The 14743-nt window shown below is 41.4% G+C and carries 11 protein-coding genes; 3 read left to right on the plus strand and 8 right to left on the minus strand.

Going from position 1 to position 14743, the window contains the following annotated elements:
* The first annotated feature begins 61 nt into the window (after positions 1-61).
* Positions 62-2470, plus strand: coding sequence for an ABC transporter permease (locus tag GXP67_RS22635; RefSeq protein ID WP_162445213.1), 2409 nt, complete (start codon positions 62-64; stop codon positions 2468-2470).
* A 174-nt stretch (positions 2471-2644) separates the two neighbouring features.
* Here the strand turns inward: GXP67_RS22635 and GXP67_RS22640 are convergent, their stop codons facing one another.
* The 4 genes from GXP67_RS22640 to GXP67_RS22655 form a co-directional block, all read right to left on the minus strand.
* Positions 2645-3091 (minus strand): hypothetical protein, encoded by a 447-nt coding sequence (locus tag GXP67_RS22640; RefSeq protein ID WP_162445214.1) that lies wholly within the window; start codon positions 3089-3091, stop codon positions 2645-2647.
* A 104-nt stretch (positions 3092-3195) separates the two neighbouring features.
* Entirely contained in the window at positions 3196-4254 is a 1059-nt protein-coding gene (locus GXP67_RS22645) for a saccharopine dehydrogenase family protein (protein ID WP_162445215.1), read from the minus strand.
* 220 nt (positions 4255-4474) lie between these two features.
* The gene (gene glf / locus GXP67_RS22650; protein ID WP_162445216.1) at positions 4475-5623 is read right to left on the minus strand and encodes a UDP-galactopyranose mutase; all 1149 of its coding nucleotides are present in this window, start codon (positions 5621-5623) and stop codon (positions 4475-4477) included.
* Between the two features lie 20 nt (positions 5624-5643).
* Positions 5644-6936, minus strand: a complete 1293-nt coding sequence (locus tag GXP67_RS22655) for a glycosyltransferase family 1 protein (RefSeq protein WP_162445217.1) — start codon at positions 6934-6936, stop codon at positions 5644-5646.
* A 770-nt stretch (positions 6937-7706) separates the two neighbouring features.
* Here GXP67_RS22655 and GXP67_RS22660 point away from each other — a divergent pair.
* Positions 7707-8942 carry a family 1 glycosylhydrolase gene (locus GXP67_RS22660; protein WP_162445218.1) on the plus strand — a complete coding sequence of 412 codons (1236 nt, stop codon included), beginning with the start codon at positions 7707-7709 and terminating at the stop codon, positions 8940-8942.
* A gap of 110 nt (positions 8943-9052) precedes the next feature.
* Here the strand turns inward: GXP67_RS22660 and GXP67_RS22665 are convergent, their stop codons facing one another.
* The 4 genes from GXP67_RS22665 to GXP67_RS22680 form a co-directional block, all read right to left on the minus strand.
* Positions 9053-9565 carry a GNAT family N-acetyltransferase gene (locus tag GXP67_RS22665; protein ID WP_162445219.1) on the minus strand — a complete coding sequence of 171 codons (513 nt, stop codon included), beginning with the start codon at positions 9563-9565 and terminating at the stop codon, positions 9053-9055.
* A gap of 219 nt (positions 9566-9784) precedes the next feature.
* The gene (locus GXP67_RS22670; protein ID WP_162445220.1) at positions 9785-10339 is read right to left on the minus strand and encodes a carboxymuconolactone decarboxylase family protein; all 555 of its coding nucleotides are present in this window, start codon (positions 10337-10339) and stop codon (positions 9785-9787) included.
* A gap of 57 nt (positions 10340-10396) precedes the next feature.
* A complete protein-coding gene (locus GXP67_RS22675; protein WP_162445221.1) occupies positions 10397-10810 on the minus strand; it encodes a DoxX family protein in 414 nt (137 codons plus the stop codon).
* 11 nt (positions 10811-10821) lie between these two features.
* Complete coding sequence (locus GXP67_RS22680) at positions 10822-11706, minus strand: sigma-70 family RNA polymerase sigma factor (RefSeq protein WP_162445222.1); 885 nt, start codon at positions 11704-11706, stop codon at positions 10822-10824.
* Between the two features lie 205 nt (positions 11707-11911).
* Between GXP67_RS22680 and GXP67_RS22685 the strand changes: the two genes are divergently transcribed.
* Positions 11912-14683 (plus strand): glycosyl hydrolase, encoded by a 2772-nt coding sequence (locus GXP67_RS22685; RefSeq protein WP_162445223.1) that lies wholly within the window; start codon positions 11912-11914, stop codon positions 14681-14683.
* The last annotated feature ends 60 nt before the right edge of the window (positions 14684-14743 follow it).

Raw genomic sequence — 14743 nt, forward strand, 5'->3', positions numbered from 1 at the left:
TTTTTGTTCGATTAACTCATAACTGGCAGACTTCAGAATGCCGCCAAACAACCATTTTTTTATGATTAAAAATTATTTAGCGACCACCCTCCGGAATCTGAGCCGGAATAAAACTTATGCAACACTCAATATTTTAGGTCTGGCCTTAGGAATTACCTGTAGTATGCTCATATTTCTGGTAGTGAAATTTGAGTTGAGTTTTGATACCTTTCACAGCAAAAAAGACCAGCTCTACCGCATCAACACGCATGTGCAGTTTCAGGGAGAAACCGGGCGTTTGCCTAATGTGCCGTTCCCGTTTATAGAAGCGTTGAGAAATGACCTGCCGGAATTCAAACAGGCTACTGTAACTAATTATGTTTCGGGTGGATTGGTCAGTATCAACAGAGAGGGACAAGCGCCAGCCCGTTTTCAGGAAGAAAATGGCATAACGTATATTGAACCCCAGTTTTTTGATCTGTTCGATTATACCTGGCTGGAAGGTAATCCTCAAACTTCTCTGAAAGATCCCCGTTCTGTAGTATTGACCGAAAGCCAGGCGATGAAGTATTTTAACGAGACATCACCCATTGGAAAAACGCTCCGCTTGAATAATACCTATGATTTAAAAGTCACTGGCATTCTGAAAGACTTTCCGGCAAACACGGATTTTCCGTTTAATGTACTCATTTCACATACTACATTAAAAGAAGTATATTCTGAAGAAACCCGTAACAACTGGGGAAACCTCAATTATACCACCCAGGGTTTTGTGGTATTGCCGGAAGGCACCAACCTGAAAGGATTAGAAACAAAGCTTTCTGCCTTTACCAGAAAATACATGGATGAAGAAGGTGCCAAAAGCCGCTCTTATGTATTACAACCTTTAAGAACGATCCACTTTGATGAGCTGTATGGAAACTATAATAACCGCATTGTTGCCAGACAAACTATTTGGGCATTATCACTGGTAGGAGCATTCCTGCTGATTACAGCTTGTATCAACTTTGTAAACCTGGCTACGGCACAAGCAGTAAAACGGGCAAAAGAGATCGGCGTACGCAAAGTACTGGGCAGCAGCCGGAGGCAATTGTTCTGGCAGTTTATCTACGAAACGGCATTTATTACAACCATTGCATTGGTCGTTTCAATAGTCTTAACCCAGGCTGCCCTTCCTGCCTTGCGTGAATTGCTGGGACTGGAAATTTATTTTACACCCTTAGAAGAACCTGTGGTAATAGCTTTTATTATAGGCTTGCTGGTATTGGTTAGTATATTATCCGGTTTTTATCCGGCTATGATTTTATCGGGCTTTAATCCAATTCAGGCTTTGAAAAGCAAGTTTGCTACCCAGCGTACTGGCAGTTTGTCGTTTCGCCGGGGGCTGGTTGTGTTGCAATTCTGTATTTCGCAGGTGCTGATTATTGGAACATTGGTGGTAACCAGCCAGATGGATTATTTCCAGAATAAATCCCTGGGCTTTACTAAAGATGCGGTACTTACTGTTCCTCTGCCTGGTGCCCAAAACCTGAATTTTGAAACCATGCGTTCAGAATTAAAGGCCAATCCGGGTGTGGAGGAAGTTAGTTTTTCCAACCTGAGCATTTCTTCTGCCGCCAATCAACGTACTTTTTTCACGTTCGCTAAAAAAGGTGGTGCCGTTGAAAGTTTTGTTACTTCCCTTAAGTTTGGTGATGAACATTTTCTGGAAATGCACCAGGTTAAGTTACTGGCCGGGCGCAATTTTATCAAGTCAGATACCATCCGTGAATTTGTGGTGAATGAAGCCATGTTAAGGCAACTAGGTATAAAAAGCCCTGAAGAAGCCATTGGGCAGTATATTAATTTATATGACCGGATTAAAGCGCCCATTGTAGGCGTAGTAAGCGATTTTCATGTAACCTCCCTGCGTGAAAACATAGATGCAGTATTGATGGCTTCCAGCAACCGTTCGTATCGGACAGCTAATATCAAGCTGAATGCTACGCAGATGAAAGAGGGCATTACTCATGTGGAGCAGGTATGGACAAAAAAATATCCCGAACATGTGTTTAGCTACCAGTTTTTAGACCAGACCATTGCTAATTTCTACCGGGAAGAACAAAAGACATCCGCTTTATTCCGTATATTCTCCGGGATTGCCATCTTCATCGGGTGCCTGGGATTGTTTGGGTTAATCTCGTTCATTACTGCCCAGAAAACCAAAGAGGTAGGTATCCGCAAAGTACTGGGAGCTTCGGCTACAAATATTACGCTATTATTCTTTAAAGAATTTGCATTCCTGGTAGTAATTGCTTTCCTGATTGCTGCGCCCATTGCTTATTATGTGATGAACAGCTGGCTGGAGAATTTTGAGTATCAGGTAGAAGTAGGAGTAGGTGTATTTATAATTGCTGTGGGTATTTCGCTTGTAATTGCCGCATGTACGGTAGGTTATCAATCGGTGAAAGCGGCACTGGCGAATCCGATAAAGAGTTTGCGTAATGAATAGGCTTATTGATAGATAATGGTTACTCAATAGCGATGAGTTAGAACTCATCGCTATTGATTTTTAATGTATCGAAGCTACACGTCGGCGTGCCCTCATACTGAGAATATGCTCTTTGGCGGATCAATGGTCGTTGGTAAGTGGTGTTAGCCACAGACTTTGATTAATTATTCATTTTTAAGGAATCGTGGTATGACCATAAAATTTAAGTTCTTCATTCACCTTCACGAATTGAAACAAATCTGTTCCTCCTTCATGGCCTGGAGCATATTCTCCCGCTTTCCAAGTTTGAACGGCCAACTCGTATAGTAATAATTTTTGGCCTTTCTCAAGCTTCAGATGAGAAGGCAAATAATCAGGTACTGGGTGTATCCACAGATTATAAGCCTCAGATTGAATCACACTTCGTACTTTTTCATGAAACACTTTTGCCAAATATTGATTTGTAAAAGTGCGAGCAGAAATAAAGTAGTCTTCAGGGTCTTTTACTACATCTGGATAACACACGACACAAAATATTTTCGGTAAGCACAATGCTTTAACAGCATTAATATCCTGGTTTTGAACGGCTTTGAATAACTTTTGCCAAACTTGATTCAGTTGTAAGGAATCCTGCTTACTCACCTCATTTACTTTCTGCTGAGCTATAAACTGAAAAACTTCCTAATAAAAGTATCAAACAAAATATCTTATTCATCTTTCGTTTATGGCTAATAAGCATATAACCCTTACACATCTTGCCTACTTACGCCTTTGATTTGCAGAATAAAATCAGCACCAAATGCCAGGGAAGGCGTTTTAAATCCCGGTGTTATTTTTCCTTCAGAAACCAGATAGGCAGCTAATACAGCCGTGTGGGCAGTAAGTTCATACGCTTCGGGCGTTTGCAGCCGGGTGGTACAAACCTGACCTTTATCATCGGTTGCCTGTCCCCAAAGATACGTTTGCGCCTGTTGCCTATGTTGCAAGTCTGGACCTGTTACCTGCTCGGTTACCCGTTGCTTGAGGTATTTTTGCAGCCAGTCGGACTTGAGCAGCCAGCCAGCATAACGGGAAGCTTTAATGGCTGCAATATTTGCCAGATTGGTGGCAGCATATACTATGATATTGGGAATATGGGTGCTGTAATAGGCTGTAGAAACATCGCCCCAGGGAATGCTTACGGCTAATTTTTCCTCATTACCAAACTGAATACGCTTGGTTTTATATCCAGAAGGTACTTTCACTAAATTGCCCTGCTGACGAATAAGACCTCCGGCATGCATATTTTCTATCATCGTAAGTGCTGTTCCTTTCGACATTTTACTTACACCAGAAAAAGCAAGCTCCAGATAGGTAGCTTCCGGTAATCGGGTTTTCAGGTGTGCTGCCAGGCAGTCGGTAGGTACCACATCAAATCCGGCTCCGGGCAAGAGTACGATACCTGCTTTTTTAGCTTGTGCATCTTTGGTGGCAATCCATTCAAACACTTCAATTTCGCCGGTAATATCGAGGTAATGCACTTTGTTCCGCAGACAGGCATATACCATCAGGCGGGAAGTTTTGAAAAAAGGTCCGGCACAATGCAGTACCGCTTTTACCTTTTGCAGGGCTTGGTCTACTTTTTCTTCCTCGTTTAAATTAAAAACCTGGTAAGGCAAGCGCAGTTCTTCAGCCAGAGTTTTGAGCTTGGCTTCGTTTCTGCCTCCCAGCAGAGGCCGGTATCCTTTTTCAACTGCCAGCCTGGTAATCAGTTCACCAGTATAACCATAAGCACCGTAAATCAGGAAAGGAATCTTATCAGGCATTCATCAAGGTGTTTAGAACGGCAAAATACAAGGACTGCTTTTAAAATCAAATCCGAGGCGTGAGCGATGAATAAATAGAATTGAGTGCAGTTAGTTATTTCAAAATGGATACACTTCATAATTATCCGGCAAAATTGACTATAAAACAATAGGTATCAATTCTCGCTTAAGAACTGATACCTATATGCATCATATTATTTACTTTCCGGATCTCTTCTTGTTAAGCAGATAAATGCGATTTCCAGCCATTGGTACGCTTTACTGCTATATCAGCCAGATTATGCTGAGTGATTTTACTATATGTAGAAAGAGCTTGTGCCACTACCTGATCCATATTGTAATATTTATAGGTAGCCAGTCGTCCTACAAAATGTACATCCGGCGTTTCATCGGCTAAAGACTTATATTTCTGATACAGTTCTGCATTTTCTGGTTTTGGTACCGGATAATACGGATCACTGTTCCAGCAAGGGTATTCATACGTAACGCTTGTTTTTTCATGCGTTTGTCCGGTCAGGTGTTTGTATTCTGTGATCCGGGTATACTCATGCTCATTCGGATAGTTTACTACCGCTACCTGCTGAAACTCTCTGGTATCATAGGTTTTATGTACAAACTGTAATGAACGGTACGGCAGCTTTCCATAGCAATAGTCGAAATACTCATCTACCGGACCGGTAAAGATCATCTTCTTGAAAGGAATAATATCTTTCACAGCCTTATAATCGGTATTAAGCATAACATGAATATTCGGATGCGTAATCATTTTTTCAAACATCCGGGTATAGCCATGGAGCGGCATTGCCTGATGGGCATCTGTAAAATAGCGGTCATCCTGATTGGTACGGGTCGGAATACGTGAAGTTACCATTTTATCCAGCTCCGAAGGGTCCATTCCCCATTGTTTACGGGTATAGTTCCGGAAGAATTTCTCATATAAATCCCGGCCTACCTGGCTTACTACTACATCTTCGGAGGTGCGGATATTTTTAACATCTTCTTTGATCGAATCGAAGAATTTTTCCAGTTCTTCAGAAGTAAGATTCAGGTTATATAGTTTATTAACGGTATCTAAGTTAATTGGGATAGGAAGCAACTTGCCATCTACGGTAGTAAGTACCCGGTGCTCATAGGGACGCCATTGGGTAAACCGCGACAAATAGCCAAATACTTCCGGAGAGTTGGTATGGAAAATATGTGGGCCGTATTTATGAATCAGAATTCCGGCATCATCATAATAATCGTAGGCATTGCCGCCAATATGATTGCGCTTGTCAATGATAAGAACTTTTTTTCCGGCATCATTAGCGAGGCGTTCTGCCAGGACACTTCCTGCAAAACCCGCCCCTACAATTAAGTAATCGAACATAGCTTTGTGTTTGTTTAAGGTTAAAATTGTTGTACTCCCGATTTGCTGTTCTCATTTTTACTCATGAGCTGGCTACAGATCAAATGAGTCATATGCGCCCATGTTTTATCCCAGGAAAGCTGCGACAAAAACTGGTCTACATCAGCCTGCCATTTGGTATCTGATGTTTGTATCAAAGCTTTTTCGATGGCATCTACAAATTCTTCTGCCGTAGCAGCAATATGTACCAGACCTAGTTCTCCATATGGTTTTATTACATCCCGGATGGGCGTAGACACCACCGGTTTTCCGGCAGATAAATATTCCGGAGTTTTGGTCGGGCTTATAAATTTAGTCGATTCGTTCATGGCAAAAGGCAGCAAAGCTACATCCCAACCACTTAAATAGGCAGGCAGTTCTTTATATGATTTCATGCCCGGATAATGCAGATTAGGATACTGAGGTAAGCTAGCCGGATCAATTTTTACTACCGGACCTAACAGAATAATATGCCAGTCAGGACGCATACGGGCAACTTCACTTACCAGTTCAATGTCCATGCGCTCGTCAATCACACCATAAAATCCCATCCGTGGATGTGGAATATCCTTTTGATCTGCGGGCTGTGGCAATTCATTTTTAGCCTGAGCAAAATGTTCCCGTTCAATACTACTGGGAAAAGCGTATACAGCCTGATGACGGCTTTTTTTAGATTCATACAAGCTTTGTCCGCCAGTAAATACCAGGTCAGCTCTTCTGAATAGCTCTTTTTCCCGGTCAATCAATTGTGGAGGTGCTCCGGCAAAGGCAGAGAGTTCATCCATACAATCATAAACCGTTACAGTGGGCTTCAGGTGTCCGCTAAAGCTGAGTGCCATAGGTGTATAATACCAGGCAATAAACTGGCGGATTCCTTGTTGCTCCAATAATTCATCTACCAGCTGTTTTTGCATCTGGTCGATCTCTTCTCCTGAACGGCCTCCCGGCAAATGCGGAACAGCAATCCATAGCTTTTCACCCCGGCTGCTTATATCCATTCTGGGTTCGGCCGCATCGAATATAGGTTCTTCCACAACGAATACCCGGATTTGCTTGCCAAAGCGGCTCAGTAAATGCTGTGGGCGTTGAAACACAAAGTCCCAGCGTAAATGAGAAAAACACACAAGATCAGGTAAAGGTTGAGCTAAGTCAGCAAAAGAAACCCACGACTCCCCGTTGGTTGTCTTTGTTTTACCTGCCACTTCTGAAAAATAATCTACCTGCTTGGCAGGCACATGCACATCTGTTTCGTCCCTACCTGGTGTAGGAATAGTTTGGTTGAATGTTGAATTCATCTATTTACGTAAAATTAAAAGTATTCACTCCGTCCGGCTATCAGCAGACCGGTTTTGCGGCTTGGAAATCTAGGTAGCCTGCTAAAAAATAAACTCAATTGCAATGCAGGGAGATATATTTTAAAAAGCTATTTCAGGAAGCCCTGAAATATTCGAGCTAATCTACCTTCCTGGGAATTATTTTATTCGTAGTGTAAGTATCCCAGGTATTGCTACCTGCCAGCCAGGATACTCTGTACTTCAGCTTTATTCAGTATTATCAGGGATCTGGATGTATATTCTCAATCATCCAAGAAGAATTTTTGCCCTGTCTGAACTAAGGGGTTATACGCAGGCAGGCATGTTTTGGTTGTATTTGCAGATTTGTATAGGGAAAATAATAACTATACAATATTCATATCCTGAAAAGTAACATTCCTCCAGGTAAAAATAGTTACCTTTTTACCATTTAGTTCAAAATTCAATTGATGTCTATTTTTCTGATAATTAGATTTTTATGTGAATCTGTGTAGGATGCGTCAATAAATAAGCCATATGGAACTTCCAAGTGAAGGGGAAAATCTCGAAGTTAAGCCGTTACCTTTTAGTGAAATTTTTGAAAAAATATTTCATGTATGAAAATAGTGTCAATGGGGAATAATTTCCAGGAATAAGCTTATAATTTTGAATTAGAAAAATTTAAAAAATACCTCTGCTAATTTTTAAATTTTAATTGATTCAGGAACAAGAATTGCAGGATAAAAATAAGCATATCCCCTCTTAGAATATTTATGAATAAATTCATGTTTGCCACCGGCATCGAAAACAGTTACCCTACTATCAAATTACCCAACGGATCTGTGAAGCGTGTGGATGAAATGGAGAAAGCCGGTCATTATCAGCACTGGTATGAGGATTTCAGACTCGTGAAAGAAAGTGGTATAGAATTTTTGCGGTATGGACCGCCTTTTTATAAAACCTTTGTAGCTCCTGGTGTATATGACTGGAGTTTTACTGATGATACGTTTCATGTGATGCAGGAGATGGGCATTACGCCCATTGTAGACCTTTGTCATTTTGGAGTGCCCGACTGGCTGGAAAACTTCCAGAACCCTGATTTTCCCATGCATTTTATGGAATATGCCAGGGCATTTGCCAGACGTTTCCCTTACCTGAAACTGTATACGCCGATCAATGAAATTTTTATTACAGCCATGTTCTCTGCCCAGTATGGCTGGTGGAATGAAAGGTTGCACAGTGAACACAGCTACGTAACAGCGCTTAAGAATTTGTGTAAAGCCAATTTACTGGCCATGCAAGCTATTCTGGAAGTGCAACCCAAAGCTGTATTTATTCAGAGTGAATCCTGTGAGTATTTTCATGCGGAAGATCCCAGCTGCCAGAAAAGAGCTGATTTTCTGAACATGAAGCGTTTTCTGCCCCTTGATTTAACGGTTGGTTATGCTTCCAGTACAGAAGTGCAGAAATATCTTTTCCAGCATGGCATGACCAAACAGGAATATAGCTGGTTCCGCAATAATCCTTGCCCTGGTACATGTGTAATTGGTACCGATTATTATTATACCAACGAACACATGGTGCATCCCAACGGACATACTTCTGCATCCGGCGACTTATTCGGCTATTATGTAATTGCCCAGCAATATTATAAGCGCTACCGATTGCCTATGATGCATACAGAAACTAATATGAAAGAACCCAATTCAGTGGAGTGGTTGAAGAAACAATGGGCAAACTTGGTAAGACTCAGAATGGATGGAGTTCCGGTAATTGGCTTTACCTGGTATAGCTTAGTAGACCAGGTAGACTGGGATACAGCGCTCCGTGAAGACAATGGACATGTAAATTCCCTGGGTATGTATGACATGAATCGTAATGTACGTCCTCTAGGACTTGCCTACCAGAACCTGATCAGAGACTGGAGCCATATAGCTGAATTGAAATGGGATTCAACTCTATTAAAGACAAACAAGTATGCTAAAAAGCTTGAATTAGTAAAAGCGTAATGTAACGATTTCACTGATTTAAGAGTAATATAAGAGTATTAACCCGATGTACACTTTTCCAGCCCATCTTTAGGATGGGCTTTTTTATTTTATAACCCCCTATTACGCATTCACAATTCAAGTTTCATGAGAAAGTCAGTTTGCTGGTCAGTTCCCAGAACAAACCCATGCGAACCAAATATTTCAAATCCCCATTTCTGGTAAAATTGAATGGCTTTCTGGTTATGTTCCCACACACCTAACCACAGCACTTCACAGCCTTTTTGCCTGGCCATTTCGATGCTGGCGGCCATCAATTCTTTGCCTATCTGTTTGCCCTGAAACTGGCTCAGTACATATATTCTTTCAATCTCTATATGTTTTCGGCCTTTAAGCTCTATTGGTTCTTCTCCGGTACGCAGCTTTACATAGCCAGCCACTTCTTCCTCGTGTTCAGCTACATAAAAATGAGAATTGTTATCCTCAAACTCCTGTTTTAGTTTTTCATTCGTGAAGTTGGCAGACAAGTATAGTTGCATATCTGACTCGGTATTGTGCCTGGCAAAAGTCTCATAAAATGCCTGTTTACCCACTTGTGTTAAGGTATCTATGTCTTGATAGGAAGCAGTTCTAATTTGTGTCATTGCGGTTAACAGGAGTTCATATGGCCAGATGGCAGTATAAAATACAAATGATAAGTAAAGTGAAATCTATGCTTTCTGCAAACTAAAAATTATAATTATTAAACTTTTATAAGGCTCTATAAATAAACAAGCCATATTTAAAACAGCGTTTAATTATGGCTTATCGATCGAAAGGGAGAATAATATTAACTTAATAAAGACCCCAGTATGGTCAGTGGGCTACTTTTTAAGTTTTGTAATGTCGCAAAGCATATCCGAATGAATATTGAGGCCAATATTGGTAAGGTTGTATACATGTTCACTTGCCACCAGATATACGATCTCGCAAATTTCACGTTCCGAAAAATAGTAAGCTAACTTTTTAAATGTACCGGGGTTTACTTGTTTGTCTTTTGTGAGTTCAGTTGCATAATCAAGGGCGGCTTTTTCTCTTTCGGAAAATAACAGGCTGGAGCGGTAATTCACCAGTTCATTGATTTTTTCTTCATTCATGGATGCTTGTATGGCTGTCGCCCGGCTTATATCGATACAAAACAGGCATATATTAAGCTGTGCTACATGCTGCCGGATCAACAAAACCATCTCTTCAGGTAATACCAGCTTTTTGTCTAACTGGGAAATCTTTGCATAGAACTTGCCAAATGCGGTTGGCAACCTGGCAGAATGTACTTTTAAGGGCATCAACACTTTGCCAAAATATTTTTTTGTGAAAAAGTAAGCCAGTTTCATTCCCAAACTGTTAGGGTTTTCAATAGGAGCAAGAAAGGTTTCCATTTGATTAAAATAAGAGTTTAAAATTTTCAACAGAAGGATTATATATTCAGGCTACTTCTAGATAAGTCTTCTGTTTTGTGGCCGTAGCGCCCATGAAATAAGGGTAAGTACTCCGAACAATAATGACCAAATGGATTTGTCCAGGCCATCTCCAACGGCCAAATGTGAAATAAAGGCACCCATGAACAGAACAGTAACTCCGGCATATGCCCATTCTTTTAACAGGCGGAATCCTGGAATACTGATCACTACTGCCGCTGCCACTTTGCTAACCGCCAAAATTGTAGCCAGATAAAGCGGATATCCCAGGTGCCTTAAAATTTCATACACGTACCCCTGATTGAGTACATTAAAATCCCAGAGAGCACCATAGATCAGCTCAAATACGATAAATGCGGTTACAAGCCAGTAAGCAATAACTCTGGCTTTAAGATAATTGCCCAGAGCAGGGCTGTGTGTGAGTGATGACATGGTTTATTTGTTTAGGGTTTAAATTGCTTTGACAATAATTTTAACTTATCCGGGTCCAGGACCACATGAATTTGTTGAAGAGTGCCGAGTTCAGGATGCAAATTAAACACCTGGCAGGAGGTCAGACGGTCTCTCACATAAGACAAGAGGGCAGGCTGATGATTGACGGTGATGTACTCTAACCTTGCAGAAAGGAGATATTTCTGGTAGATCACCATTTGTAAAGCAGCTACCTGGCTTGCTCCGGCACATTCTTTGGCAGCAAGCGGTATCTTGCCTCCTCCATCCGCATAAAATTGAATGTCGGCTGCCATTATACTTTCCAATTGTTGAATATCCCGCCGGCGGATGGCACCCAGGAAACGCTCTAGTACATCCCGTTCATGGGCATCTGGTGGCCTGTTGTGTCTGGGAAGGGGCTTCTGTATACTTGCTTTTGCCCGGCTGAGTAATTTACGCAAGTGTTCTTCGGTAATAGATAAGATTCCGGCAATCTCAAGGTGGGAATAATCGAAGCTCTCACGCAGGATAAATACGGCCCGTTCCCTGGCATTCAATCGCTCCATTAACGCTAGTAATGAATAAGATAATATTTCATTCAAATGAAGATTTTTATCGGCTGTATCGTCGCTGGCTACAGGTTCGGGTAACCATATGTCATCTTTACGCCTTGTTTTTTTCCGCCGGGTTTTCAGATTGATGGCGAAATTGATAACTGATCTGATTAGATAATTTTTTTCGTCGGTAATGTGTTCTTTGGTAGCAGAAAGATGCTTTGTTAACACTTCCTGAACGGTGTCTCTGGCATCTTCTACGGCCCCAAGAATATTGTAAGCATAGGGAAAAAGAACATCTGTGTACTTTTCATCGATTATATAGCCGGAGTCTGGTGTCATAGTAAATAATTTGAATGATTATCTGGAACAAGTGCACAAGTAATTGCTAATAATATTCTAAACGAATGTGCTCCTGAACTTGCTTTGGAAGAAGACAAGTACGCACCAAAAAACGTGACAAATTTTTTTAAGAAATACGAATTATTTTAATTGGCCTTAGAGAGAAAGGGTTAATTCTCTATTTTTAGAGAAGCTATCTCAATCCATGAAAAAACTCATTCAACTATTTCTGCTGCTGTTTCTTCTGTATGGAACAGATACAATCGTGCGGGCACAAGTAACTGTTCCAGTAAGAGAAGGTAAACCCTGGGCATACTGGTGGTGGATGGGTAGTGCTATAACCAGAGAGGGGATCAAACAAAACCTGGAAGCATATGCCAGGGCAGGAATGGGTGGCTTGCATATTATTCCTATTTATGGGGTAAAAGGCTTTGAATCACAGTATATTTCTTATTTAAGTCCGCAATGGATGGAGATGTTGCAGTATACCGTGCAGGAAGCAGGCAGGCTAAATATGGGAATAGACATGTCGATGGGAACTGGCTGGCCATTTGGAGGAAAACAGGTAACCAGGGAGGCAGCAGCCAAAAAGTTTATGGTCAGAGAATTCGTAATTCCAGCAGGAAAGCCTTTCAGTTATCCCATCAAAACAGATCCCACCCATAAAGAGGCTTTGCTGCAAGTGGCCTCTTTGTATACTGCTCAAAACGAATTTATACAGGATGTAACGGGTACAGTAGATCCGCAGGGAAATATACATATAAAATCTGCGGCCCAGCTTAGAAAATTAGTTGTATTGTATTCGGTGCCTACCGGGCAGAAAGTAAAAAGAGCTGCTCCCGGCGGCGAAGGGCTGGTGCTGGATTATTTTAGTAAAGATGCCCTGCAACACTATACAACTTCTTTTCAGGAAGCTTTTGAACAATTTAAAACAGATAAGTATAAAGTCCGGTCTTTTTATAATGATTCCTATGAAGTATATGGCGCTAATTGGACAGACAATTTTCTGCAGGAATTCAGCAAACGCCGCGGATATGATTTCAGCCGGTATATTCATCTGCTGAATGATACTGTTTTTTCTGAGCAGGGTACAAGGGTACTAACCGATTACCAGGAAACTATTTCCGATCTGCTGCTGGAAAATTTTACCCAACCCTGGGCAGTATGGGTTAAAGAAAGGGGCTTGATTACCCGTAACCAGGCACATGGTTCACCAGGAAATATACTGGATTATTATGCGGCAGTAGATATTCCCGAAACTGAATCATTTGGCAGTAAGCAGTTTGATATTCCGCTTTACCGGCTCGACAAGGATTTTGATGAAAAACGCTTTGGTAAACCCAACCGGCTCACTATGAAATTTGCTTCTTCAGCAGCGAATATTTCCGGTAAACCACTGGTAAGTGCTGAAACCTCCACCTGGCTGGGCGATCATTTTAAAGTTGCTCCTTCCCAGATCAAACCTCTGTTAGATGAACAGTTTACAGCCGGTGTAAATCATATATTCTTTCATGGCATTACCTATTCTCCACCGGATATTCCCTGGCCGGGATGGCTGTTTTATGCCTCTACCAATTACGCTCCCAGTTCTCATTTCTGGAACTATATGCCAGAGATTACAGGGTATATCAGCCGCATACAATCGGTGATGCAGCAGACCAGGCCGGATAATAACGTATTGTTATATTTTCCCATCTACGATTTATGGAGCAAGCCCAAAGGCAAAAGTATGATTCAACTACTGGATGTACATTATGCATCAAATGAATGGCTGCTTAATGCAAGTGTAGGTAAAACCGGCCAGGTATTACTCGACAAGGGCTACCAGTTCGATTATATCTCCGACAGGCAGTTACAAGCATTAGAGGCAAATACAAGAGGCGAACTTCTCACAAATGCCAATATACCTTACCAGACGCTGGTTATTCCTGCTTGTACCCATATGCCGCTGGAAACCATGAAAGCCATTGTCAGGCTGGTTGAAAAGGGAGTAGAAGTAGTTTTTGTTGAGAATGTACCTCAACGTATACCGGGTTTTCACAATTATGCTTCAAGAGAAGGAGAGATGAAACAGCTACAAGCCAGGTTAAAAGCAAGTAAAAACACTATAATAATCAGCCCATTACAAACACTTACACAAGACTTGATGAATATAGGCGTACAGAGAGAGTCTCTGGCTGACCAGCAACTTAGTTTTATCCGGAAAAACCATGCGGAAGGTAAAGTCTACTTCGTTACAAATCTGCACAACAGGTTTACAGCAGATACCATTCAACTGAATACTTCAGCACAGAGTGTAGAATTATATAATCCTTTAATGCAGGAGAAAGGACTGGTACCTTTTAAACAGGCAGGTGCAAAATCAATCAAACTCTATCTGACATTAGCACCAGGACAATCTTGCATTATTACCACGTATGCCAAAAAGCAAGCTGGGAACAACTATGTCTATCAATTGCCAGATGAAGCAGCTCCTATTTCTTTACAAGGTAACTGGAACCTGACTTTTACAACCGGTGAACCTGCCATACCTGCTGCTGTTACTACCAGCCAGCTTACCTCCTGGACTACACTGGGAGATTCTCTTACCCAATACTTTAGTGGCACAGGTGTATATACTTTACAATTTACACTACCTGCTACTGCTACTCTTTCCAAAGGTTTTCTGCTTGACCTGGGCGATGTGCGGGAAATGGCCCAGGTAACCATCAACGGGCAAAATATAGGAAAAGTATGGTCTTTGCCATATCGCCTGTACATCAAACCCGGAATCCTGAAAAAAGAAAATACCCTCCAAATTGCTGTTACTAATCTATCTGCGAACCGCATCCGCTACATGGATAAGCAGAAAGTAGAATGGAAGAAATTTCATGAGATAAACTTTGTGAACATCCGCTATGAGCCTTTTGATGCAGCAAAGTGGGAGCCGGTAGTTTCAGGTTTGTTAGGACCAGTACAGTTAATTCCTTTAAAATGAAGCGGGAGTTTTATTGTATCGAACCTTTTACATACTTATTAGTACCACTTTGCAAGAACC

The organism is Rhodocytophaga rosea (assembly GCF_010119975.1).
Taxonomy (GTDB): Bacteria; Bacteroidota; Bacteroidia; order Cytophagales; family 172606-1; genus Rhodocytophaga; species Rhodocytophaga rosea.